Here is a 24,700-nt window from a genome sequence, read left to right as displayed (position 1 = left end):
CGCCGGAACCGGCCGATGAGGTGCCGGACGACGACGAGGCGCAGCCCGACGAGGAGCCGGCGGGACCCGCCGACCCCGACGACTGGGTGCCGTTGTGAGTCTCGTCGCCGGGTAACCCCCCTGACCTGGAGGTCCTCCGATGAGGCTACGGTTCGTCGCGGCGGTGCCAGCCGTCGCGCTGCTGACATCCCTGGTGTCCTGGACGGCGCCACAGGCCGCCGAGGTCCCACCCGAGCCGGACGTTGCCGCGGAGGTGCGCTCGACGATCGCGTCCGGCCACACCGCGGACTTCGTCGTCGAGTTCGAGGAGCAGGCCGACCTCCGCGAGGCGGAGTCGATCGACGACTGGGCCGAGCGCGGCGCGTTCGTGGTGGACGCCCTGCAGAGCACGGCCGAGGACACCCAGGCGGAGGTCGTCGAGGCCCTGACCGGCCAGGGCGCGACGTTCACGTCGTACTGGATCAGCAACTCGATCGTCGTGCACGACGGCGGTGACGAAGCGCTCGCGGCCGTGACGGACCGGCCCGAGGTCGCCGCCGTCACGGCGCTGGAGACCGTGCCGCTGCCCGAGCTCGAGCCCGAGGCGGCGGCCGCCGCCGTCGCCGCGGTGGAGTGGGGCGTGGCCGACATCGGCGCGGACCAGGTGTGGTCGCAGGCGGGCGTGCGCGGCGAGGGCGTCGTGATCGGGTCCATCGACTCCGGCGTGCAGTTCGACCACCCGGCGCTGGCGGCCGCCTACCGCGGCCGTGCACCGGACGGCTCGGTCAGCCACGACCACAACTTCTTCGACCCGACCGGTGTGTGCGGTGCGGCGACGCCCTGCGACAACACCGGCCACGGCACCCACACCATGGGCACCATGGTCGGCACCGGCAGCGGCAACCAGATCGGGGTGGCGCCGGGCGCGACGTGGATCAGCGCCAAGGGCTGCGCGTCCGACTTCTGCTCGGAGGCCGACCTGCTCGCGTCGGGCCAGTGGCTGCTCGCCCCGACCGACCTGGCCGGCGAGAACGCCGACCCCGCGCTCCGGCCGCACATCGTGAACAACTCGTGGAGCGGCGGCGGCACCGACACCTTCTTCCGCCCCGTGGTCGACGCCTGGCGCGCGGCCGGGATCTTCCCGGTGTTCTCCAACGGGAACGACGGCCCGGCCTGCGAGACGGTGGGCGCGCCGGGCAGCTTCGGGAACACCCTGGGCGTCGGCGCCTACGACCGGGACGGGGTCATCGCGTCGTTCTCCAGCCGCGGCCCGAGCCCGCTCGACGGCGGGATCAAGCCGGACGTCTCGGCACCCGGCGTCGCGGTGCGCTCCTCGGTGCCCGGCGGGACGTACGCGACCGCCGACGGCACGTCGATGGCGGCGCCGCACGTCGCGGGCGCCATCGCGCTGGTGTGGTCGGCGTCCGAGGCGCTGCGCGGCAACGTCGACGACACCGCGCGCCTGCTCGAGGACACCGCCCGCGACGTCGAGGACACGACCTGCGGCGGCGACGCCGACGACAACAACGTGTGGGGCGAGGGCAAGCTGGACGCCCTCGCCGCCGTCCTCGGCGCGCCCCTGGGCGACGCCGGCCGCGTCCGCGGCGTCGTCACCGACGAGGCGTCCGGCGACCCGCTGCCGGGGGCCACGCTCGCGGTCGGCGAGCGGAGCACGCAGACCGACGACGAGGGCCGGTACTCGATGCTGGTCGACGCCGGTGACGTGACGCTGACCGCGACCGCGTACGGCTACGGCGACGTCACCCGGGCGATGACAGTGCCGGCCGGCGGCGAGGTGACCGCCGACGTCGCGCTGGCGCCGCTGCCGGTGCACACGGTGACCGGGACGGTGCGCGACGGCGGCGTGCACGGCTGGCCGCTCTACGCACAGCTGGAGGTGGCCGGCCTGCCCGAGACGCGCGTCAACACCGATCCGGTCACCGGCCGGTTCGAGCTGCGGCTGCCGGAGGGCGACGAGACGCTGCTGGTGTCGTCGGAGCTGTACGGCTACGCGCCGGTGGAGCGGCAGGTCACGTCCGAGGCCGGCGCCGAGCCGGTCGACCTGACACTCGACGGCGGGTGTCAGGCGGTCGGCTATGACCCGTACGGCTGCCAGCCGCCACCGCCGTACGGGCTGGTCGTGGGGCACGTGCGGTCCGCGGCCGACGGCGCCGCGATCGACGGCGCGGAGGTCGTGGCCGGCGACGGCGGGCCCTGGGAGTACACCGACAGCCGGCCGACCCCCGGCGACGATGCGCTGGACGACGGGTTCTTCCGGCTGGTCGCGCCGCCGGGCGCGCAGCAGCTCACCGTGACGATCGCGGGCTACCCGACGGCGACGGTGCCGGTGGACGTCGTCGACGGCGGGGTCGTGCGGGCCGACGTCGACCTCGACGCGGCGAAGATCGAGGTGGCCGCCGACGGCCTGGACGCCACGACGCCGTTCGGCGAGTCGGCGGAGGGGTCGCTCACGCTGACCAACTCCGGCACGCTCGCCACCACGGTCACGCTGACCGAGCGGGCCCGGCTGGACTCGTCGGAGGACACGCCCGACGTCACCCGCGTGCCGGTGGAGCTGACCCCGTCGCCGACCGGCCGCCTGATGCCCGACCCCGCGTCGAGCGGTGGCACGGCCGCCGTCACCCCCTCGTCCGGCTGGGAGCCCATCGCCCCGTTCTTCACCCTCGGCGGGAGCGATCAGCGCGGGCTCGACTACCTCGGGGCGGCGGCGATCGACGGCGTCGTCTACAGCGTCGGCGGCATGCAGGAGATCTACACGGGCGCCGGCAACTACTTCGAGGTCAACTACCTGCTCGCCTACGACCCGGCCACGGACACCTGGACCCGCAAGCGGCCGATGACCTACGGCCGGGGCGCCCCGGCGGTGGCGGCGATGGACGGACGGATCTTCGCCGCGGGCGGCCTCGACTGGTGGGTGGTCGACGGCGCCACGACCGACGGCGAGCTGACGCACGACAACGAGATGGCGCCGGGGCTGGAGATCTACGACCCGGCCACCGACCGGTGGGAGCTGCGCGACGGCCCGCCGCGGCTGCGGGCGTTCGGCGCCGGCGTCGCGCTGGACGGGCAGTTCTACCAGATCGGCGGCTGTGACCTCAGCCCGAGCTGCGACAACACGGTGTTCCGCTACGACCCCGGCGCCGATACCTGGACGGAGGTGGCTCCGTACCCGACCGCACGGATCAGCATGCCGGTGTGCGGCGCGATCGACGGCGCCATCTACTGCGCCGGCGGGACGGCCGGCGCGCCGACCAGCCAGACGTTCCGGTACGACCCGGACGCGGACCGGTGGACCGAGGTGGCCGCGATGCCGGTCGCCACGACGGACGCCGCGGGCACCGTCGCGAACGGAAACCTTCTGGTCAGCGGCGGCATCATCCAGATCGACGGGGTCAACTACGGCACCAATGAGGGGTACGCCTACGACCCGGGCACGAACACGTGGTCGTCGCTCCCGCCCGCCCCGCGGACGTCCTACGGGTCGGCCGCGGCCTGCGGTCTCTTCCGGTTCGGCGGGCGGTCGGCCGAGCGCGGCTGGCGGACGGACCCGTCCGGCGAGGCGCTGCCCGGGCTCGACTCCTGCGGCACCGGCGACCTGCCCTGGATGACGCTGGACCGCACGGAGGTCGACCTCGCTGTGGGGGAGACGGTGACTGTGCCGGTGCGGCTGGACGGTACCCCGCTGGCCGGGCCGGGCACCGAGCTGGGCTCCATCGCCGTCGTCGAGAACACTCCTGGCACGGTCGCGCCGGTACCGGTGACGCTGGACGTCACCGCGTCGCGGCGGGCCGCGGAGCTCGCCGTCGACGTCGACGCGATCGGCCGGTGCGGCACCGAGGGGCAGGCGCTGACCGGCGCCCGCGTCACCGTCGAGACCCGGTCGCACACCCGCACGGCGACGGCCGACGCCGACGGGCTCGCCCGGGTGTGGGTGCTGCCGAACGAGGGCAGGGCGACGGTGACCGCCACCGCCCCGGGCCACCAGCCGGACGCGGCGAGCGGACTGCGGCCGCGGCCGGGCGACGTCACGTCCGTAGAGCTCGACCCGGTCCAGTCGGTGGCGTGCGCGTCGGTCGAGCCCGGCGAGCTGGCCGCGACCGTGGCCGCGGGCGACAGCGTCACCGTGCCGGTCACGCTGGGCAACACCGGGGCCACCGGCTTCGCGGCGGAGGTCCTCGAGACGCCCGCACAGCTGCGGGCCCGGCCGGCGGGCACGGACGCCGCGCCCGGCGTGAGCTCGACCCCCGCCGTCAGCGCGGCCGCGACGGAGCTGGCCCTGCCGCCGCAGTGGTACCGCATGGCGGTCGACTACCCGGACACCGGCCAGCACACCGGCATCCGCATGGTCGGCTGCGACGGCCGCGCGGACCGGCTGGTCGCGCTGGACTACGTCCGCGGGTTCGTGTTCGACCCGGCCACGAGCGGGTGGGACGAGCAGCCGCGGTTCCCGTCCGGACCGGCGGGAGGCACGGTGGCGGTCTGTGACGTGGACGAGGTCCACCTCCTCGGCGGCGGCAACTACTTCGGCCCGGGGTTCCAGCACGAGGTCTACGACCTGAACACCGGCCAGCGGCGGTCGGCGGCGGGCCTGCCGGTGCGGGTCAACAACGCGGCGGTGGGAATCTGGGACGGCCGGATCTACCTCGCGGGCGGTTACGGCGAGGGCTACCGGGCCACCGACGCGGTCCAGGTCTATGACACCGCCACGAACACCTGGGAGCAGCTCGAGCCGATGCCGCACGCCGTGCAGCAGGCCGGGTTCGCCCAGCAGGGCCACCATCTCTACGTGGTCGGCGGGTCCCCGGCCGCGGCCGGGTCGGCATCGCTGCGGCTCGACATGATGACCGGCGAGTGGGAGCGCGGACCCGACCTCGGGCAGGCTCGGTACAACCTCGGGCTGGTCGCGACCGACACGGCGATCTACGCGCTCGGCGGCGGCATTCCGGGCGACACCGCCCGGTACTCCGATGCCGCCGAACGGCTGCCGCTCGCGAGCTGGCCGGACGGCGCCTGGCAGCCGCTCCAGTCGTTGCCGCAGCGCGGGGCGGGGCTCGGCGCGGGCTGCACGGAGTCGCTGACCGGCGGGGAGATCTGGGCGGTCGGCGGCAGTATCTGGAACGGCTCGCAGGTCGTCACCAACCGCGGGGTGTACTTCCGGCCGGTCGAGGGCGAGCGCTGCGACACGGTCGTCGCGGACGTGCCGTGGCTGTCCGCGGCGGAGTCCGGCGTGAGCGTCGAGCCGGACAGCACGGCGTCGGTCGAGCTGACCGTCGACGCGAGCGCCCTGGAACCCGGCACGCACCACGCCACCGTGCTGGTGCGGACCGACGACCCGGGGGCGGCGGAGGTGCGGGTGCCGGTCACCGTCACCGTCACCGCGCCTTAGGGACAGCCCGCGGCGAGCCCCGTCCCCGGAGTGGGGGCGGGGCTCGCCGCATGTCCGTCGCCCGTGCGGCGGTGCCGGGCGTTACCGTGTGCACGTGACGAGCAGAGACCGCTGCCGAGCCGCGGCGCTGATCCTGCCGCTGCTCCTCGTGCTGGCCGGCTGCTCGAACGGCGACGAGCCCGAGGTGCCGGTCGTGCCCACGTCGGGGGAGCCGACGGAGGGCGACGGCACCGAGGCCGCGGAGGACCCGACCGCGTCGCCCACCTCGACGACCGGCGTGCCGGAGGAGTGCGGCGACCTTGCCAGCGCCGGCGACGTCGCGCAGATCCTGCAGGTGCCCATGCAGGGCGAGACGATCCGCGTCTACAACGACGAGTTCCTGCCCGACTCCGGCCGCACCGGGCGCCTGACCTGCAGCTACGGCGTCCCCGAGGCCCCGGAGGGTCAGACGCCGCCGCCCACGCCGCCGCCGGTGCCGTTGGAGATCGCCGTCAGCGGCTACACCGACGCCGAGACCGCCGCCGGCCGCATCGACCCCACCGTCGACGACGCGCAGGCCGCGGGCGCCCTCGTCACCGCTCAGACGGTCGCCGGCCGCGACGGCTTCCTGTTGTCCGACGCCGAGGACGTGTCGTTCGTGGTCGCCGACGACGTCCGCACGTACGTCATCACGCTGCGCCACGGCGTGGTCGCGGCCGCGGCGGAGCCGGTCGTGCTGGTGAACCTGGCGGCGCACGTGCTCGGCGACGACGGGACGGGCACGGCGACGGATCCGGCGACGCCGGGGCCGACGGACACCGGGACGGCGACTGAGACTCCGGCCGCGACGCCCTAGGAGTTCGCCACGCCGGTCGCGGCGGCGACGGCCACCGCGCTGGCGGTCGCCGCGACGATGCCGGCGTTGGTCGTCATGACCGCTTGGGTCGCCGGGTCGCCGGCCCAGTCGCCCTGCTGGATCTCGTAGGCCCGCTTGGCGACGACCCGCCAGGGGAAGTCCGGGCCGCTGACCACGATGTACAACACGTTGATGGAGTTCAGCAGCGCGATGATCGCCGCCGTCCGGGCGTCCGGGTCGTCGCCGTGGACGAGCACGCGCTCGAGCCCGGCGCGCAGCTCGGCCTCGTGCCGGGCGTCGTCGGCGGGCCAGGTGGTGGTGCGGAACAGGCCGAGGAACTTGCGCTGCTCGCGGCGGATCAGGCCGCGCTCGAGGAGGCGTTCGGTGACCTTGTCGCTGAGCCCCTGGCCGAGCACGAACAGCAGCGAGTGGGTGCTCCGGCGCTTCTCGCCGATCTTCTCCAGCGCGTCCGCGAGCAGCGGGTCGTCCGGCGGCGGCCCGGGGAGGACCGTCACACCCTTGGACTCGATCTCGATGCGCCCCTGAAGCGCCAGGTCGACGAGCAGGGCACCGCCGAGCGAGTAGTGCAGCGTGCCGGCGCCGGCCGGGCTGCCGCTGTCGTCGTCGAGCAGGAGCAGCATGAAGTCCTCGACGATGAGCAGATCCATCCCCACACCCCGTTAGTACACTGTGCCAACCCTGGATTCGACCGTAGCACGGTGTGCCATCGGCGGGAGGTGGAACGGATGCCGAGCGAGCGACGTGAGCAGATCGTCCGCGCCGCGCGCGAGCTGGTCGCCGAGAAGGGCGCGACCGGCCTCAGCGTGCGCGCCGTGGCCGCGCGGGCCGGCGTCGGCGCCAGCACGCTGCGCTACTACTTCCCGTCGCAGCGCGAGCTCTACGAGGCCGTCTTCGCCGCCGCCTTCGACGACACGCTGCTCGACCTGCGCATCCACGACACCGCCGTCCCGCCCGGCGAGCGGCTGGCCGAGTGCCTGATGCAGCTGCTGCCGGCGGCGCCGCCGCCCGAGCAGGCGGTGGAGCGCTGGATGGACACGCTCAGCGCCACGTTCGGCCCCGGCGCCGCGCCTGAGCCGCGGCTCGCGTGGTCGGCGATCTCCCGCCGGGCGCGGGCGCGCGTGCTGGCCTGGCTCGAGGTGCTCGCCGCCGAAGGTGCCGTCGCCGCCGACCGGCCCACGATGGAGCGCAACGCCCTGCTCCTCCTCACGGTGGTCGACGGCCTCGCGCTGGGCCGGCTGGTCCCGATCGAGCGGGTCGAACAGGCCCAGGAGCGTGGCGTCCTCGCCGACGCCGTCGCCGCCGTCCTGCTCTGACCCCCGCTCGCCCGGACGTCCGCCCGCTGGCGCCCGCCCCCGCCCGCCCCGTTGATCATGGAGAAGGTCGGCCTCCGACGGCCGATGGACCCTCGTTTCTCCATGATCAACGGCGGGGTGGGCTCACTTGTCCAGCGCGACGTACGCCGCCCGCAGCCGGTTCATCCCCATGACCATCGACATGATCCTCCAGGGGGATCCCTCGTCGAGCCCCGGCGGACGTTAGGGTCGTCGGGTGCTGAGAGTCGGGCTGACGGGCGGGATCGGGGCCGGCAAGTCGGTGGTGGCGCGCCGCCTGGCGGAGCGGGGCGCGACGGTCGTCGACGCGGACCTGATCGCCCGCGAAGTGGTCGAGCCGGGGACGCCGGGACTGGCCGCCGTCGTCGACGAGTTCGGGCCCGGCGTCCTGACCCCCGATGGCGCCCTGGACCGGCCCGCCCTCGGGAAGATCGTCTTCGCCGACGAGGACCGGCGGCGCGCGCTGAACGCGATCGTGCACCCGCTGGTCGGACGGCGCCGGCAGGAGCTGGTCGACGCGGCCGGGCCGGACGCCGTCGTCGTCGAGGACATCCCGCTGCTGGTCGAGAACGGGCTGACCGCCGGATTCCCGCTGGTCATCGTCGTGCACGCGCCCGAGCACGAGCGGCTGCGCCGGCTGGTCGAGGACCGCGGGATGACGGAGGCCGACGCGCTGGCCCGCATCCGCGCGCAGGCGACGGACGACCAGCGGCGCGCCGCGGCGGACGTCAGGCTGGACAACTCCGGCCCGCTTGTGGATATCCAGGCCGCCGTCGACGCCCTGTGGACGCAGCGGCTGGCGCCGTTCGAGGCGCACCTGCGGACCCGGACCCGTGCGGCGCGTCCGCCGCACGCCGTCATCGCCGAACCCGACCCGAGCTGGGCCGTGCAGGGCGAGCGGCTGCTGGCGCGGATCCGGCGGATCGCGGGGGAGCGGCTGATCCGCTCGGACCACCATGGCTCGACGTCGGTGCCCGGGCTGCCGGCGAAGGACGTGATCGACGTGCAACTGGTCGTCGCGGACCTCGACACGGCGACGGCGCTCGCCGGCGACCTCGCCGACGCCGGGCTGGTCCGGCTGCCGGACCGCTGGTGGGACGTCGACCGCGATGGCGTCGAGCACGACAAGGCGATCGCCGCCAACGCCGACCCCGGCCGCCCCGTCAACTGCCACATCCGCCCCGTGACGTCGCCGACCTGGCGCGACGCGCTGCTGCTGCGCGACTGGCTGCGGGCGCATTCTGAGGGTGTCGCCGAGTATGCGGCGCTGAAGCGAGATTTGGCCGCCCGGCCGCACGAGTCGGTGGACGAGTACGCCATGCGGAAGACGCCGTGGGTCAATGGAGCGCTGGCTAGGGCTGAGCAGTGGGCGGTGGAGGTCGGCTGGGAGCCCTGACGGGGTCCGCCTCCTCTGGCCGCTGCCATGATCATCGGCGACCGACCACGTCATGGTGGGGGCGATCGTGGATGAAACCTGGGGATGCCGGTCGTGAGGTCAGAGCGGCGCCAGGCCCGGCTGCGGCCCACCCGCGCCGAACCCGCCCGGCCCGCCGCCGGGATCGTCCGTCGCGCCGCCGAAGAGGCTGCGGCTGAGCGCTTCGGTGTCGCTCAGCATCTCGTCGAGCGCGGCGGACAGGTCGGCGTCGCCCGGAGGGTGGCCGGCGTCGGCTGCGCCGAGGACGGCCCGGCGCATGAGCTCCTTCGCGAACGAGGCCGTCGTCCCCTCGGCCCGCTCGGCCGTCTCGTCCAGGGCTGACGCCGAGAACGGCAGGTCGCGCGCGTACAGCCGGTTCAGCCGCCGCCGGGAAGCACCGTCGGGCAGCGGGATCTCGGCGGCGAGGTCGACCCGGCCGGGCCGTTGGGCGAGGGCGGGCTCGAGCAGGTCGGCGCGGTTGGTGGTGAGGACGAACGCGACGTCGGCGTCGTCGGCGAGGCCGTCGAGGGCGTCGAGCGCCTCGAAGAGCAGCGGCTGCGGCCCGTCGGAGAGGCTGCGGTCCTCGGCGATCAGGTCGCAGTCTTCCAGCACGACGACGGCCGGTTCGAGCGCGCGGGCGGTCTCGGCGGCGACCTGGACGAGCCGTAGCGACCGCCCGGACAGCACGATCACCGTCGTGCCGGGGCTCACGGCCATGAAGTAGCGGACGGTGTGCGTCTTGCCGGTGCCGGGCGGGCCGAAGAGGAGGACTCCGCGCTTCAGGTGCTGGCCGGCCGCCCGCAGCGCGTCGCGGTGCCGGGCGACGCCGGTGAGGTGCCGCTCGACGCGGGCGAGCAGGCCGTCGGGCAGGACGACGTCGTCGGCGGTGAGTTCGGGGCGGCGCAGGAACGTGACCTCGCCGTTGCTGGCGCCGAAGACGGCCGGGGCGAATGTGACGACCTGGCCGCGCAGCACGCTGTGCTCGGCCATGAGCCGGTGCAACTCGTCCAGGAACGCGGGCACGACGGCGTCAGAGGCGGCCAGCACCTCCAGTTCGGGCAGCTCGCGGCCCAGCTGGGGCTGCGCGCTGCGCTGCAGGACGACCAGTGGGACGCCGTCGTACGAGAACAGGTGCAGGCCGAACGCGACGACCTGCCGGCTGGAGTCGGGGCCGGTGGGGACGCGGGCGTAGTCGACCGGGCCGACGGGGAACATGCCGTGCAGGCCCGCGTTCTCGATGATCTCGGCCAGCGACGCGTGCCGCCGGGTCATGCCGCCGCCGACGCCGATCAGCCGGCGTCCGCCCTGCCGCGCCGCCAGCGCCTCCAGCGCGACGTCGGCGTCGGCGAACCGGAGCGGCGACACCTGCTCGACGACGACGGGCACGGACCGCGGCGGGACGCCGAGGTGCTCCTCGAGTACGGGCAGCAGCGGCTGGACGTCGCCGGACTCGGCGCGGACCTGGTTGACGACCTCGGTCATGAACTCGCGGAAGGTGGTCACGAACCTGCGGGTTTCGTCGTCCATCGCTGCGAGCCTACTGGGCACCGACCGCGAGGTACCGGCGGCCAGTAGTCCCGCAAGGGAAGGGAAGAACAGCCGTAGCCCCGGACCTTGTCGGTGGGAGCGCATACCCTCGATGTCATGCGTGCGGCAGGTGAGATCACCCGAACGGTGGCGCCCTTCGAGGTCGTCTCAGAGTGGGACCCGTCCGGCGACCAGCCGGCGGCCATCGACGAGCTCGAGCGGCGGGTCCGTCAGGGCGACAAGAACACCGTCCTGCTCGGCGCCACCGGCACGGGCAAGAGCGCCACCACGGCCTGGCTGGTCGAACGGCTGCAGCGGCCCACGCTGGTCATGGTGCCGAACAAGACGCTGGCCGCCCAGTTCGCCAACGAGCTGCGCGAGATGTTCCCGAACAACGCGGTCGAGTACTTCGTGTCGTACTACGACTACTACCAGCCCGAGGCGTACGTCCCGCAGAGCGACACCTACATCGAGAAGGACTCCTCCATCAACGAGGAGGTCGAGCGGCTGCGGCACTCGGCCACGTGGTCGCTGCTGACCCGCCGCGACGTCATCGTGGTGGCGACGGTGTCGTGCATCTACGGTCTGGGCTCGGCCGACGAGTACCTCCACCGCATGGTGCACCTCAAGGTCGGCGACGAGAAGAACCGCGAGGGCCTGCTGCGCGAGCTGGTCGACGTCCAGTACACGCGCAACGACCAGAACCTCACCCGCGGCACGTTCCGGGTCCGTGGCGACACCCTCGAGATCATCCCGATGTACGACGAGCTGGCCGTCCGGGTCGAGTTCTTCGGCGACGAGATCGAGCGCATCATGACCATGCACCCGCTCACCGGCGAGGTCATGCGCGAGGAGCGCGAGACGTACGTCGCGCCGGCCACCCACTACGTGTCCGGGCGCGAGCGCATGGAGCGGGCCATCCACAGCATCGAGACCGAGCTCGAGGAGCGGCTGGCCGAGTTCGAGCGTCAGGGCAAGCTGCTCGAGGCGCAGCGGCTGCGCATGCGCACGACGTACGACATCGAGATGATGCGCGAGGTCGGGTTCACGTCGGGCATCGAGAACTACTCGCGCCACCTCGACGGCCGCGAGCCCGGGTCGGCGCCGAACTGCCTCATCGACTATTTCCCCGACGACTTCCTGCTGGTCATCGACGAGTCGCACGTCACCGTCCCGCAGATCGGCGGCATGTACGAGGGCGACATGAGCCGCAAGCGCACCCTCGTCGACCACGGGTTCCGGCTGCCCAGCGCCATGGACAACCGGCCGCTGCGGTTCGAGGAGTTCCTCGAGCGCATCGGCCAGACGGTGTACCTGTCGGCCACGCCCGGCCCGTACGAGCTCGACAAGGTCGACAGCGTCGTCGAGCAGATCATCCGCCCGACCGGCCTGATCGACCCCGAGGTCGTGGTGAAGTCCACGAAGGGCCAGATCGACGACCTCATCCACGAGATCCAGCTGCGGATCGGCCGCGACGAGCGGGTCCTCGTCACCACGCTGACCAAGAAGATGGCCGAAGACCTCACCGACTACCTGCTCGAACGCGGCATCCAGGTGCGCTACCTGCACAGCGAGGTCGACACCCTCCGCCGTATCGAGCTGCTGCGCGAGCTGCGCACGGGCGAGTTCGACGTCCTCGTCGGCATCAACCTGCTCCGCGAGGGCCTCGACCTCCCGGAGGTGTCGCTGGTCAGTATCCTCGACGCCGACAAGGAGGGCTTCCTCCGCTCCGGCACGTCGCTGATCCAGACCATCGGCCGGGCCGCCCGCAACGTGTCCGGCCAGGTGCACATGTACGCCGACACCATCACGCCGTCCATGCAGAACGCCATCGACGAGACCAACCGGCGGCGCGAGAAGCAGGTCGCCTACAACCGCGCCAACGGCATCGACCCCACGCCGCTGCGCAAGCGGATCAGCGACATCACCCAGCTGCTGGCCCGCGAGGACGCCGACACCGAGGCGCTCATCGGCGGGTCCGGTCGCGCCGCCAGCCGCGGCAAGTCGCCGGTGCCCGGGGTCCGCGCCAGCGTCGGCGGCGCCGGCAAGCACGCCGCCGACCTCGCCGGCATGCCCGCGGCCGACCTCGCCGACCTCATCCAGCAGCTCAGCGACCAGATGCACGCGGCCGCGACGGAGCTGCAGTTCGAGCTGGCGGCCCGGCTGCGCGACGAGATCTCGGAGCTGAAGAAGGAACTGCGCGGCATGCACGAAGCCGGCGTCGGCTGACCTCTCCCCGAAGTTGATCTTGGAGTTGTTCGGCAATTGCCGGGGGATATGTCCGATAGATGGCCGAAGTACTCCAAGATCAACTCGGCTGGGGCGGGGAGGTGTCGTCAGTCGAGGGCGTAGGCGCGCAGGACCTCCTGCTCGATCCGGTTGCCGTCCCGATCCCAGGCCTCGACCCGCAGCGACAGGTGCGTCGCCGAGGCGGGCACGCGGCTGACGACCGCGCGGAACGAGCCGTCGCCGCGCGGCAGCACCCGGGCCGGCGCCCAGTTGGCCCCGTCGTCGAACGAGACCGAGGCCGTCGCGCCGGCGACCGGGGCCGACGGGCCGGAGCCGGGCTGGTGACCGACCACGACGTCCACGAACTGGGCGCCCGGCTTGGCGGCGACGTTCAGGGGCGACACGTCGACGCCGTAGGAGAGGGTCAGCAGGGGGAGCGGCGTCGGCGCATCGACGGACGACGATCGGGCGACGGTCCAGGCGGTCGAGGTCGACGTCGAGGCCAGCCACCAGGGGGCCGACCGGGCGACGTCCAACTCCACCCGCAGCGTCGACGGCGACGACGGCACGGCGAACGTCCCGTTCGCCCGCCCACCCGACCCCACCAGCGCGCCATCCGCGAACAGCCGGAACGACGGCGTGTCCACGCCCGGCACCGCGCCGCCCCAGTGGCCGTACCCGTCGGTCCACTCCTGCAGCCGTAACGTCACGTCGTCACCCGACCGGTACGCCGCCGAGTCCACGGCGCCGAAGTCGACCGGCAGCACGCCCGGCGCCTGCACCTGCCGCAGCCAGGCGTCCTCCAGCTCGAGCCCGGCCTCGTACGTCCGCGGCGCCGACTGCAGTGGGAACCCGAACGGATCGGCGTCGGTCGATGCGCCGTAGAGATACTGCGCCCACGCCGTGTCGCCGCCCGAGACGTACTCCACCCGCGTCTGCGGCGCGACCGTCCGGCGCAGGAAACCGAACGAGAACGCGTCCCACGGCCGCCACTTGTGCCGCAGCTCGCCGATCCCGTGGTCGTCGACATGGCTGTGGTAGCCGACGTCGATCCGCGTGGTGTTGGACGAGTCGATCACGTAGTCCAAGGAAGGCGGCACGACGTCCGGCTCCACCAGCACGAGGTCGTAGAGGTAGGGACTGACCGGGATCGCATCGACGGCGGCCGTCACGGGCCCCTGGTCCAGCAGCGCGAGCAGCGCCTGCCCCTCCTCGCGGGTCATCGACATCGTCGGGACGGTCGACGGGTCGCCGGCGATCGGCAGCGGCCCGGCCACGTTGTTGAAGATCATGACGAGCGACGCGCCGGCCGCCGCCGCGTTGCGCATCTTCTCCACGAAGGTGATCTCGCCGCGCTGGATCAGCGCGATCGAACCCTCGACGTCCACGCCGGCGAAGTCGGCGGGTCGGCCCAGCCCGGCATACACCAGCGGCAGCTCGAACGACCCGTCCAGCAGCGCCGAGTTCGAGACGTACGACGCCTGGATCGGCCCCTCCACCGGGGTCAGCGTCCGCACCTGGATCAGCGGCGCGACCAGCGAGTACTGCGTGTAGTACTCGAAGTCGCCGACGCTGACCGCGTCGGTCGGCGACGCGAACGAGGGCTGCGCGCCGACGGAGAACGAGTGGGCGTACGACTTGCCCTCCGGGTCCGACCGCATCCACGCCAGCATCGTGTTGGTCGCCTCGACCGGGTCCGCGGTCTCGACCTCGATCGGCACCGTCGTGCGCGCGTCCAGCGTCACCGACGTCGGCCCGGACACAGTGAACTCCGGCGCGAACACCCCGGCCGTCTCCGTCGTGAACACGTGCGGCTCGTCGTAGGTGAACACGAAGCCCATCGCGGCGTACCGGCCCGGCGGCACCCGCAGCGTCGCCGCGCCGTCGACGAACCCGACGCTGGTCGCGGCGAACACCGACGTGTCGTCGACATTGACGACGTCGACCAGGCTGATCCCGCCGGCCGGGCGGCCGTCACGGGCGATGCCGTGAACGGTGAGGTCGTACCGCTCGGACTCCTTGTAGAAGCCCAGCGCCGTCCGCACGCCGACGCCGTCGGGGCCGGTCGCGACCAGCCAGCCGCCGTACAGGCCGTAGTCGCCGGCGGCGGGGTCGACGGTGACGGCGACCTCCGCGGTCCCGCCGGCCGGCACCACGACCGACGACGCGCCGAGCGTCACCATCCCGGCCGCGGGCGCCGTCCCGTCCTCGTCCGTGACCTCGGCGGCCAGCGCCAGCGTCACCGGCGCGGTCCCGGTGTTGCGATACGTGACGGTGCGCGTCACCGGCACCGCGTCGTCGTGCGGATACGGGAAGTAGCCGGCGTCGATCGGCCCGCTCGCCGCGAACACCTGCTGCGACGTCGCGCGGGCGAGGTCGACGCGGCCGGCGCCCTGCTCGTACACCGTCAGCGCCTCGGACGCCGACGACGTCGACGCGAGCGCCGCCTTGAGGTCCGCCCCGGCCCACTCCGGCCGCTGCTGCAGCAGCAGCGCGGCCGCGCCCGCGACGTGCGGCGTCGCCATCGAGGTGCCGTCCAGCGCGAGGTAGTCGTCGCCGACCGGGGTCCCGATGACGGCGTTCGCGGCCCGCGCCGCGATGATCCCGACGCCCGGCGCCGTCACGTCCGGCTTGAGCGCGAAGTCGCCCGCCCGCGGGCCGCGCGACGAGAACCCTGCCAGCCCGTCCTGCTTGTCGACGGCCCCGACGGTGAGCGCGGACGTCGCCGCGCCAGGCGTCGTGACGGTGCCCTCGCCCGGCCCGTCGTTGCCGGCCGCGATGACGAACAGGGCGTCCGACGACGCGCTGAGCCGGTCGACCGCCTGGCTGGCCGGGTCGGTGCCGTCGGTGTAGCCGCCGCGCACGCCCAGGCTGAGGTTGACGACGTCGGCGCCGTTCGCGACCGCCCACTCCATCCCGGCGATGACCTCGGACATCGGCCCGGAGCCGCCGTCGTCGAGCACCTTGACGTTCATCAGGTCGGCCTCGTAGGCGATGCCGCGCCGCTGCCCGTCAGACGCGGCCCCGGTGCCCGCGACGATCGACGCGACGTGGGTGCCGTGGCCGAAGCGGTCGGTCGTGCTGTCCGAGACGCTGAAGTTCGCCTCGGCGACGACCTTGCCGGTCAGGTCCGGGTGCGTGGTGTCGATACCGGTGTCCAGGACGGCGACGGTGACGCCCGCGCCGGTGAACCCGGCGGCCCACGCGTCCGGGGCGCCGATCTGCGGCGCGCTGTCCTCGTCGACCGTGCTCATCGGCTGGTCCAGCCAGATCTTCTCGACGCCGGCCAGCGGGGCGGCGGCCCGCGACCCGGCGGCCGCGCCCGCCCCGTCCAGGGCGACCGTGCCGGTCAGCGCGTCGGCCAGCGCCGCCGCCGCGTCCTTGTCGACGTCCGCCGCGACCGCGCCGATCGACTCCAGCGTGTCCGTCGTGGTGACCGAGGGCAGTGACGCCGCACGAGCCGCGCCCGCGCCCGCGCTCGTCGTCTCCACGATCACCGGCAGCACGTCGCTGCTCGCGTCGTCGTAGCCCTGCTCGATCAGCGCCGTGACGTCGAACAGTGCGGGGTCGAGCACGGCCGGGACCAGCAGTGCGACGTCGGCCGGGACGATGTGCAGGTGCCCGTCCAGCTCCTGCTCGTGGAAGCCGGGGACGGTGCCGTCGGCCCTCGTCGCGGGCTCGACGGTGGCCGCCTGCCGGCCGTCCGGCCCGGTCGAGACGTGCACGCGGTCGCCGGTGATCAGCGTGACGGTGACCGCGCCGGCCGGCCCGGCGAGGGGTGGGGAGTACCCCGCCGGGCCGGCAAGCTCGGCGGTCGCGGCAGGGATCCCCTGCGCGACCAGACCGGTGAGGACGACGGCGGCCGCGGCCGCTCTCCAGTACCTGCGCAACGCTCTGCCCTCCGGGGTGCGGGCTGCCGTGCCGTCAAGGGATGCGGTGACCGGATCGTCCCGGAGTTTCGGAGAACGTGACAAGGGTTATGCTTTGGCGAAAATCCGACAGTGGCGCGTTTTGGCCAGCGGTCTCGACCCCCGGAGCCGCTCATGCTGGAACAGCTCGGCCTCAGCGACGAGGAGCAGACCGTCTACCTCGCCCTGCTGGACCACGCCCGGCCGGCGACGGCGGCGGAGCTGGGGTCCGCCGCGGCGTCCGACCTGCCGCCCGACGCCGTCGAGAAGCTGCTGGACGGGCTCGAGCGGCGCGGCGTGGCCGACCGGCTGCCGGGGGAGCCGCCCACTTACCGCCTGGTCGACCCCGCGCTGGCGTTCGCCGAGACGCTGGCGGCCCGCGAGCGCGACCTGCAGCGCAGCCGCGTCCTCGTCGACGAGCTGGCCGTGCGGCACCGCCGCCGCCACGACGCCGTCGAGCCCGGCGACCTCGTCGAGATCGTCACCGGCTCCGACGCGACCGCCCGCCGCCTGGTCGACGTCTACAGCAGCGCCCGCACACAGGTCCGGGCCATGGAGCGGCCGCCGTACGGCGTCGTCAACAGCGAGGCGAACCCGATCGAGGTCGAGCTGCTGCGAGCCGGCGTCCGGCACCGCGTCCTCTACGAGCAGAGCGCCGTCGACCTGCCCGGCCGGCTCGCCGACCTGCTGGGTGGCATCGCCGCTGGTGAGGAGGCGCGGGTCGTGCCGACGCTGCCGGCCCGGATGCTGCTGATCGACGACCGGCTGGCGATGATCCCGGCCCGGGCCGGCGCGCTGATCACCGACCAGCTGCTGGTCGTCCACCCGAGCGGGCTGCTGGACGTGCTGGCCGAGCTGTTCGAGGAGACCTGGCTGCGGGCGATGCCGCTGCGGCTGGCCCCCAGCGACCAGGACGGCCAGGTCGACGACGACCGCGTCATCCTGAACCTGCTGGCCGCGGGGCTGACGGAGCAGTCGATCGCCCGGCACGTCGGCGCCAGCCAGCGCACCGTCCAGCGGCGGATCAAGGAGATCAGCGGCCGGCTGGGCGCCCGGACGCGGTTCCAGGCGGGGCTCCAGGCCGCCCGCAACGGCGTGCTCTAGACCGGCGGGAAACGTCGGGCGGGGCAACGAATTGCGCGTGCGGCCGTGGCTGTGAAATATACTGGGATCAGCGTGGAGGGGAGTAATCCCGACGCGGTGGCATCGTCATCACGGATGCTCCCTACACCGGGGAGTCTCCCGGTGCCTCCGGCCCGGTGATCCTGGGCGGACGAGACCTCCGGTCGCGCACAGCGCCCGCTGTGCGGTCAGCTCACCGGAGGGGACTCTGTCTTCGTGTTGAACCTGCCCGTGTGGTTCGAAGTCGGCACGTTCGTCGTGCTCGTCCTGCTACTCGTGCTCGACCTCCTCATCGTCACGCGCCGCCCGCATGCCCCGTCCATCCGCGAGGCCAGCCTGTGGGTGGCGTTCTACGTCGGGCTCGCGGTGGTGTTCGGCATCGTCCTGGGGTTCGTCGGCCACGGCCAGGCGTCCGGCGAGTTCTTCGCCGGCTGGCTCACCGAGTACAGCCTCAGTGTCGACAACCTGTTCATCTTCGTCATCATCATGGCCCAGTTCAGGGTGCCCAGGAAGTACCAGCAATCGGTACTGATGTTCGGCATCCTCACGGCCATCGTGCTGCGCGGTGTGTTCATCCTGCTCGGCGCGGCGCTGATCAACGAGTTCGCCTGGGTGTTCTACATCTTCGGCGCGTTCCTCGTGTACACCGCGGTCCGGCTGGCCAACCAGCAGGTCCACCACGAGGAGCACGACGACGAGTACGAGAACGCGTTCGTCCGCCGCGCCCAGAAGGTGCTGCCGATGACCAAGGAGTACCACGGCGTCAAGCTGCGCATCACCGAGAACGGCAAGCGCCTCTACACGCCGATGGTCATCGTGTTCCTGTCCATCGCCTCGGCCGACCTGCTGTTCGCCGTCGACTCCATCCCGGCCATCTTCGGGCTCACGCAAGAGGCGTTCATCGTCTTCACCGCGAACATCTTCGCGCTGATGGGGCTGCGGCAGCTGTACTTCCTCATCGGCGGGCTGCTGGAGAAGCTGGTCTACCTCTCCGCCGGCCTGGCCGTCATCCTCGCGTTCATCGGCGTGAAGCTCGTCATGCACGCCCTGCACGAGAACAACCTGCCGTTCGTCAACGGCGGCGAGCCGTTCCACAGCGTGCCCGAGGTGCCCATCTGGCTGTCGCTGACGGTCATCATCGGGACCTTGCTGGTCACGACGGTGCTGAGCCTGCTCAAATCCCGGCGGGACCTCCGCAACGGCGTCGCGGAGGGTGGCTCGGCCGGTGCTGACCGCGACGAGGTCGAGGACGGCTCGGCCGACGCGGACCTGGTGGACGAGGCGAACGAGGCCACCGCGGCCGACCACGACCGCCGCTGACAGCAGGGTTGGCGGGGGGATTGCCGAGTTGGCCGTCCCCTGCTGCCCATGGTCTTAGCCGTGAACGCGCGCCTCAAGTCCGCGGCCTCTGACTGTTTGCTGTTCCCTGTGGTGGGGGCCTTGGACTTGACCCGCGCGTCCCCGGTCTAAGCCTCGATCCGTGGACTGGCTGGCTGGTCGTTCGGTGTGGTGACGAAGAAAGTGCCTTCTGTGCAGGGAGGATCTGGATTGTCTAGGTCCTGATCGCCACTGCTGCGGAAGGCACTCTCGGTGCGACTATCTCACGTCTGGTCGAAGGCGATGCCGAGGTTCGATGACGAGAATCTCGTGTCGTGCGCGGGGCTGGTGCCGGTGATGGCCTTGGCCGAGCAGGCTGGCCTGTCCGAGCTGATCTCGTCCAAGGTCGCGGTCGGCTCGGTGAGGGTGAAGTCGGCCGGCGTGAACCCGGCGGGCAAGATCACCTCGATCGTGGCGGGGATGGCTGCCGGCGCGGACTGCATCGACGATCTGGACGTGGTCCGTTCCGGCGGGATGGGCCGGTTGTTCGGCGGCGTGTATGCGCCGGCCACGCTGGGGCAGTTCCTGCGGGAGTTCACCCATGGCCATGCCCTGCAGTTGGCCTCGGTCGCGCGGGCGCATCTGGTCGGCCTCGTCACGACGACGGGGCTGTTGCCCGGGATCGGGACTCGGGCGTTCGTCGACATCGATTCGCTGCTGCGCCCGGTCTACGGGCACGCCAAGCAGGGCGCCAGCTTCGGGCACACCAAGATCGCCGGGCGGCAGGTGCTCCGCAAGGGCCTGTCGCCGCTGGCCACCAGCATCAGTACCGAGCACGGTGCGCCGGTGGTGGCCGGGATCCGGCTACGGGCCGGGCGGGCCGGTTCCGGGAAGGGCGCGGCGACGATGGTCGCCGAGGCGATCCGGACCGCCCGCGCCGCCGGCGCGGCGGGTGAGATCCTGGTCCGCGGTGATTCGGCCTACGGCAACAGCGTCGTCGTCGGCGCCTGCGTGAGGGCGGGGGCCCGGTTCTCCGTGGCGCTGACCAAGAACCGTGCGGTGAGCAGGGCGATCGCGACCATCCCCGCCGACGCGTGGACACCGGTGCACTACCCCGGCGCGGTCGTCGACCCGGACACCGGGCAGTTGATCTCCGACGCCCACGTCGCCGAAGTACCGTTCACCGCGTTCGGCTCCAAGGCCAAGAAGCACCAGGTCACCGCCCGGCTGATCGTGCGCCGGGTCCGCGACCGCGCCAAGACCGATGAACTGTTCCCGGTCTGGCGGCACCACCCGTTCTTCACCGACAACACCGAACCGACCGCCGACGCGGACATCACCCACCGCGCGCACGCGATCATCGAGACCGTGTTCGCCGACCTCATCGACGGGCCGCTGGCCCACCTGCCGTCTGGCCGGTTCGCCGCGAACGCCGCCTGGGCGACCTGCGCCGCGATGACCCACAACCTGCTCCGCGCCGCCGGCACCCTGACCAGTCCGCGGCATGCCGTCGCGCGCGGCGCGACACTGCGCCGACAGATCGTCACCGTGCCCGCCCGGCTGGCCCGCCCGCAACGCCGCCGCGTGTTGCACCTGCCCACGCACTGGCCCTGGGCCCAGCAGTGGACCCGCCTCTGGAACCACGTGCTCGCCACCGGGCCACCCGCCGCGGCGGCCTGACCGTCGACCACCGCCCGCACCGGGCCCCGACCGGACACCGACACGTGGAAGAGCTGGGCAGACCAGCCGACCAGCCCTGCCCACGACCCCGATCAAGATCAACAGTCAGGAGCGAAGATCACCCGATAGCCCTTCCACGGATCGAGGCTAAGTACGGGCAGCTATCAGGGGGACGGGGGAGGTGTGGCGACGGGTCGGGCGTCGATGTCGGCTGTCGTCTTCGATAGTGGTGATCGTCCTCGATGGGGCGCGAGGACGGTTTCTGCCATCGAGGACGACTTTCGCTGGTGAGGACGACGGCGCGGGTCCTGGTCTGGTGTTACGTCGTGGTCTGCCGTCACGCGAAATGGTGGATTCGGGGCTCGTGGCGTGACTGGGAACCAGGACGTGACGGCAGACCAGGACGCCGGGCGCTCACCAACCTGGGTCTGACGCGCGTCCTGGGTGTGAGGCGCGCTTCCGGGCCCGTTTCGCCGTTTCAGCGCGACTCAGACCCAGGACGCGCCTCACACCCAGGAAGCCAGCGGCGCAAAGTCGGGCGAACTGCACGAATCCGACGGGCTGTGCCCGGTTCTTCCCCGTCCCCCTGATAGCTGCCAGTTCTCAGGCCGCGGGCCCGCGGGTCAAGCGGTCATCGACGGCGCGAAGCGCCCAATTGTCCGCTTGAGGCGCGGGTGCGCGGCTTAGCCTCGATCCGTGGACTGGCTGGCTGGTCGTTCGGTGTGGTGACGAAGAAAGTGCCTTCTGTGCAGGGAGGATCTGGATTGTCTAGGTCCTGATCGCCACTGCTGCGGAAGGCACTCTCGGTGCGACTATCTCACGTCTGGTCGAAGGCGATGCCGAGGTTCGATGACGAGAATCTCGTGTCGTGCGCGGGGCTGGTGCCGGTGATGGCCTTGGCCGAGCAGGCTGGCCTGTCCGAGCTGATCTCGTCCAAGGTCGCGGTCGGCTCGGTGAGGGTGAAGTCGGCCGGCGTGAACCCGGCGGGCAAGATCACCTCGATCGTGGCGGGGATGGCTGCCGGCGCGGACTGCATCGACGATCTGGACGTGGTCCGTTCCGGCGGGATGGGCCGGTTGTTCGGCGGCGTGTATGCGCCGGCCACGCTGGGGCAGTTCCTGCGGGAGTTCACCCATGGCCATGCCCTGCAGTTGGCCTCGGTCGCGCGGGCGCATCTGGTCGGCCTCGTCACGACGACGGGGCTGTTGCCCGGGATCGGGACTCGGGCGTTCGTCGACATCGATTCGCTGCTGCGCCCGGTCTACGGGCACGCCAAGCAGGGCGCCAGCTTCGGGCACACCAAGATCGCCGGGCGGCAGGTGCTCCGCAAGGGCCTGTCGCCGCTGGCCACCAGCATCAGTACCGAGCACGGTGCGCCGGTGGTGGCCGGGATCCGGCTACGGGCCGGGCGGGCCGGTTCCGGGAAGGGCGCGGCGACGATGGTCGCCGAGGCGATCCGGACCGCCCGCGCCGCCGGCGCGGCGGGTGAGATCCTGGTCCGCGGTGATTCGGCCTACGGCAACAGCGTCGTCGTCGGCGCCTGCGTGAGGGCGGGGGCCCGGTTCTCCGTGGCGCTGACCAAGAACCGTGCGGTGAGCAGGGCGATCGCGACCATCCCCGCCGACGCGTGGACACCGGTGCACTACCCCGGCGCGGTCGTCGACCCGGACACCGGGCAGTTGATCTCCGACGCCCACGTCGCCGAAGTACCGTTCACCGCGTTCGGCTCCAAGGCCAAGAAGCACCAGGTCACCGCCCGGCTGATCGTGCGCCGGGTCCGCGACCGCGCCAAGACCGATGAACTGTTCCCGGTCTGGCGGCACCACCCGTTCTTCACCGACAACACCGAACCGACCGCCGACGCGGACATCACCCACCGCGCGCACGCGATCATCGAGACCGTGTTCGCCGACCTCATCGACGGGCCGCTGGCCCACCTGCCGTCTGGCCGGTTCGCCGCGAACGCCGCCTGGGCGACCTGCGCCGCGATGACCCACAACCTGCTCCGCGCCGCCGGCACCCTGACCAGTCCGCGGCATGCCGTCGCGCGCGGCGCGACACTGCGCCGACAGATCGTCACCGTGCCCGCCCGGCTGGCCCGCCCGCAACGCCGCCGCGTGTTGCACCTGCCCACGCACTGGCCCTGGGCCCAGCAGTGGACCCGCCTCTGGAACCACGTGCTCGCCACCGGGCCACCCGCCGCGGCGGCCTGACCGTCGACCACCGCCCGCACCGGGCCCCGACCGGACACCGACACGTGGAAGAGCTGGGCAGACCAGCCGACCAGCCCTGCCCACGACCCCGATCAAGATCAACAGTCAGGAGCGAAGATCACCCGATAGCCCTTCCACGGATCGAGGCTTAGAGAATGGGCAGCAGGGGACGCCCAACTCGGCAAACGTCCCGGCCGAACTACCAGCCCCGATCACGCCACTCGGCCAGCTGAGGACGCTCGGCGCCGAGGGTGGTGTCGTCGCCGTGGCCGGGGTAGACCCAGGTCTCGTCGGGCAGCCGGTCGAACAGCTTGCGCTCCACATCGTCCAGCAGGGACGCGAAGTCGTCAGCCGACCGCGTCCGGCCGAGGCCGCCGGGGAACAGGGAGTCGCCGGTCCAGAGGTGCGGCGGGCCGGTCGGGTCGTCGTACAGGACGGCGAGGCCGCCGGGCGTGTGGCCGGCCAGGTGGATCAGCTCCACGGTAACGGAGCCGAACGCCAGCCGGTCGCCGTCGCCCGCCACCAGCGTCGTCGGCACCGGGATCGCCGGCGCGTCGGCCGCGTGCGCCACCGTCACGGCACCGGTCGCGGCCGCCACCTCGGCCAGGGCGCCCCAGTGGTCGGGGTGGCGGTGGGTCGTGACGACGTAGCGCAGCGGGCCCTCGCCGCACAGCGCCAGCACCCGCGCCGGCTCGGCGGCGGCGTCGACCAGCAGCTCGTCGCCGCTGAAGCGGTCGCGCAGCACGTAGACGTTGTTGTCCCAGCTTCCGCCGACGGACGCCTTCATGACGACCAGCCGGGCCAGCTCGTGGACGTCCGGCACGCCGCCGGGCGTCACGTGGCCGGAGTACGTGCTCACAGCCAGGACGGCAGCGCCGGCAGCCGGCCGGCCGGCTCGACCCGCAGGCCGTCGCCGCCGGACCGGCCGGTCAGCCAGCTCAGCAGCTCGGCCGGCTCGCCGCCGACCGTGACGGGCGCCTCGGCGCCCAGGTGCTCGACGCCGGCGCCGTCGATCTCGAGCGTGAGGGCGGGGACGTCGTCGCGGCGGCCGAACGCGCGCACCGTCTCGTCGAGCGCGCGGCGGACGAACGCGGGCGGCCAGTCGGCGGGGGAGTAGCCGGTCGAGAGGTCGACGTGGTGGATCTCGAGCTCGCGCAGCCGCAGCCACAGCACCCGCCGCCCGGGCAGCGGGTCGCCGGTGGCGGCCGGGCCGCGGCGCACCTGCCGCTCCCAGCCGTCGTCGGGCATCTCCATGACGGCGCGGACGAAGCGGTCGGCGGAAACCCGCAGGTCGTCGACGATCTCGGCGGCGGGACGGCCGGCGCCGGCCTCGATGTCGGCGTTGCGCGCCTCGGTGCTCGGGTACATCGGGTTCTCGCGCCCGGTGCGCGCCCAGGCCAGCAGGTTGGACAGCCCGTCGGCATTGCGGGCCACATGCGTGAGCACGTGGGCGCGGGTCCAGCCGGGACATAGACTGGACGCGGCCAGGTCAGCGTCGTCCAGCGTGGCGGCCGTCGCGATGAGGCGCTCGGTCGCGGCGGTCACCGGCCCGGCGGCGGGCACGTCACCGGAATCAGAGGACATCGGTTCGGCGTTCACGGTGGGCACCATTCGAACCTAGTCGTCATCGGCCGTCGCGGCGACTGGGTTGGGCGTCCCGGGTCGTTCGTCCGGCAGACCTTGTCGGACCCGCCCCCTACGATGCAACGAACCGTAC

General features: G+C 72.7%; 14 protein-coding genes. 9 read left to right on the top strand and 5 right to left on the bottom strand.

All coding sequences use genetic code 11. From position 1 onward, the window contains the following. Nucleotides 1-139: 139 nt before the first annotated feature. Both BLV05_RS24130 and BLV05_RS24125 read left to right on the top strand, forming a co-directional pair. Nucleotides 140-5,386: a S8 family serine peptidase gene (locus BLV05_RS24130; RefSeq protein ID WP_046772669.1), complete on the top strand. Its 5,247-nt coding sequence runs from the start codon at nucleotides 140-142 to the stop codon at nucleotides 5,384-5,386. Nucleotides 5,387-5,480: 94 nt separating this feature from the next. Next, a complete protein-coding gene (locus BLV05_RS24125; RefSeq protein WP_152691110.1) occupies nucleotides 5,481-6,221 on the top strand; it encodes a hypothetical protein in 741 nt (246 codons plus the stop codon). Here BLV05_RS24125 and BLV05_RS24120 read toward each other — a convergent pair. Continuing rightward, on the bottom strand, nucleotides 6,218-6,889 hold the full coding sequence (locus tag BLV05_RS24120; RefSeq protein ID WP_046772671.1) for a GOLPH3/VPS74 family protein: 672 nt from the start codon (nucleotides 6,887-6,889) through the stop codon (nucleotides 6,218-6,220). The two genes, BLV05_RS24125 and BLV05_RS24120, sit on opposite strands and share 4 nt — an antisense overlap. A gap of 78 nt (nucleotides 6,890-6,967) precedes the next feature. On the opposite strand from BLV05_RS24120, the gene BLV05_RS24115 reads away from it, so the two are divergent. Further along, on the top strand, nucleotides 6,968-7,555 hold the full coding sequence (locus BLV05_RS24115) for a TetR family transcriptional regulator (protein ID WP_046772672.1): 588 nt from the start codon (nucleotides 6,968-6,970) through the stop codon (nucleotides 7,553-7,555). A gap of 235 nt (nucleotides 7,556-7,790) precedes the next feature. Further along, nucleotides 7,791-8,969 carry a dephospho-CoA kinase gene (gene coaE / locus BLV05_RS24110; protein ID WP_046772673.1) on the top strand — a complete coding sequence of 393 codons (1,179 nt, stop codon included), beginning with the start codon at nucleotides 7,791-7,793 and terminating at the stop codon, nucleotides 8,967-8,969. Between the two features lie 99 nt (nucleotides 8,970-9,068). Here the strand turns inward: coaE and BLV05_RS24105 are convergent, their stop codons facing one another. Then, on the bottom strand, nucleotides 9,069-10,514 hold the full coding sequence (locus BLV05_RS24105; RefSeq protein WP_046772674.1) for an AAA family ATPase: 1,446 nt from the start codon (nucleotides 10,512-10,514) through the stop codon (nucleotides 9,069-9,071). A gap of 117 nt (nucleotides 10,515-10,631) precedes the next feature. On the opposite strand from BLV05_RS24105, the gene uvrB reads away from it, so the two are divergent. After that, entirely contained in the window at nucleotides 10,632-12,743 is a 2,112-nt protein-coding gene (uvrB, locus tag BLV05_RS24100; RefSeq protein ID WP_046772675.1) for an excinuclease ABC subunit UvrB, read from the top strand. Between the two features lie 107 nt (nucleotides 12,744-12,850). Here uvrB and BLV05_RS24095 read toward each other — a convergent pair whose 3' ends face one another. Beyond that, entirely contained in the window at nucleotides 12,851-16,633 is a 3,783-nt protein-coding gene (locus tag BLV05_RS24095; protein ID WP_046772676.1) for a S8 family serine peptidase, read from the bottom strand. Nucleotides 16,634-16,786: 153 nt separating this feature from the next. Here BLV05_RS24095 and BLV05_RS24090 point away from each other — a divergent pair, with 153 nt between their 5' ends. The 4 genes from BLV05_RS24090 (at nucleotide 16,787) to BLV05_RS24075 (ending at nucleotide 22,983) form a co-directional block, all read left to right on the top strand. Beyond that, a complete protein-coding gene (locus tag BLV05_RS24090) occupies nucleotides 16,787-17,755 on the top strand; it encodes a helix-turn-helix domain-containing protein (RefSeq protein ID WP_046772677.1) in 969 nt (322 codons plus the stop codon). Nucleotides 17,756-17,992: 237 nt separating this feature from the next. Then, on the top strand, nucleotides 17,993-19,093 hold the full coding sequence (locus BLV05_RS24085; protein ID WP_082155821.1) for a TerC family protein: 1,101 nt from the start codon (nucleotides 17,993-17,995) through the stop codon (nucleotides 19,091-19,093). A gap of 270 nt (nucleotides 19,094-19,363) precedes the next feature. Beyond that, complete coding sequence (locus BLV05_RS24080) at nucleotides 19,364-20,770, top strand: IS1380 family transposase (RefSeq protein ID WP_172860593.1); 1,407 nt, start codon at nucleotides 19,364-19,366, stop codon at nucleotides 20,768-20,770. An 806-nt stretch (nucleotides 20,771-21,576) separates the two neighbouring features. After that, the gene (locus tag BLV05_RS24075; protein WP_172860593.1) at nucleotides 21,577-22,983 is read left to right on the top strand and encodes an IS1380 family transposase; all 1,407 of its coding nucleotides are present in this window, start codon (nucleotides 21,577-21,579) and stop codon (nucleotides 22,981-22,983) included. Between the two features lie 199 nt (nucleotides 22,984-23,182). On the opposite strand, the gene BLV05_RS24070 is transcribed toward BLV05_RS24075, so the two are convergent. Together BLV05_RS24070 and BLV05_RS24065 are read right to left on the bottom strand one after the other, a co-directional pair. After that, nucleotides 23,183-23,842 carry an MBL fold metallo-hydrolase gene (locus BLV05_RS24070; protein WP_046772528.1) on the bottom strand — a complete coding sequence of 220 codons (660 nt, stop codon included), beginning with the start codon at nucleotides 23,840-23,842 and terminating at the stop codon, nucleotides 23,183-23,185. Then, nucleotides 23,839-24,567 carry a maleylpyruvate isomerase family mycothiol-dependent enzyme gene (locus BLV05_RS24065; protein ID WP_046772540.1) on the bottom strand — a complete coding sequence of 243 codons (729 nt, stop codon included), beginning with the start codon at nucleotides 24,565-24,567 and terminating at the stop codon, nucleotides 23,839-23,841. The genes BLV05_RS24070 and BLV05_RS24065 overlap by 4 nt, the downstream gene beginning before the upstream one ends. Nucleotides 24,568-24,700: the final 133 nt, after the last annotated feature.

It is taken from the genome of Jiangella alkaliphila (assembly GCF_900105925.1).
GTDB classification, from domain to species: Bacteria; Actinomycetota; Actinomycetes; order Jiangellales; family Jiangellaceae; genus Jiangella; species Jiangella alkaliphila.
This window is presented reverse-complemented; position numbering and strand designations above follow the sequence as displayed.

Excerpts from the sequence above, each read along its gene's own strand:
- BLV05_RS24130 (WP_046772669.1), top strand. The coding sequence starts at position 140 with ATGAGGCTACGGTTCGTCGCGGCGGTGCCAGCCGTCGCGCTGCTGACA.
- BLV05_RS24120 (WP_046772671.1), bottom strand. The coding sequence starts at position 6,889 with ATGGATCTGCTCATCGTCGAGGACTTCATGCTGCTCCTGCTCGACGAC.
- BLV05_RS24115 (WP_046772672.1), top strand. The coding sequence starts at position 6,968 with ATGCCGAGCGAGCGACGTGAGCAGATCGTCCGCGCCGCGCGCGAGCTG.
- BLV05_RS24105 (WP_046772674.1), bottom strand. The coding sequence starts at position 10,514 with ATGGACGACGAAACCCGCAGGTTCGTGACCACCTTCCGCGAGTTCATG.
- uvrB (WP_046772675.1), top strand. The coding sequence starts at position 10,632 with ATGCGTGCGGCAGGTGAGATCACCCGAACGGTGGCGCCCTTCGAGGTC.
- BLV05_RS24090 (WP_046772677.1), top strand. The coding sequence starts at position 16,787 with ATGCTGGAACAGCTCGGCCTCAGCGACGAGGAGCAGACCGTCTACCTC.
- BLV05_RS24065 (WP_046772540.1), bottom strand. The coding sequence starts at position 24,567 with ATGTCCTCTGATTCCGGTGACGTGCCCGCCGCCGGGCCGGTGACCGCC.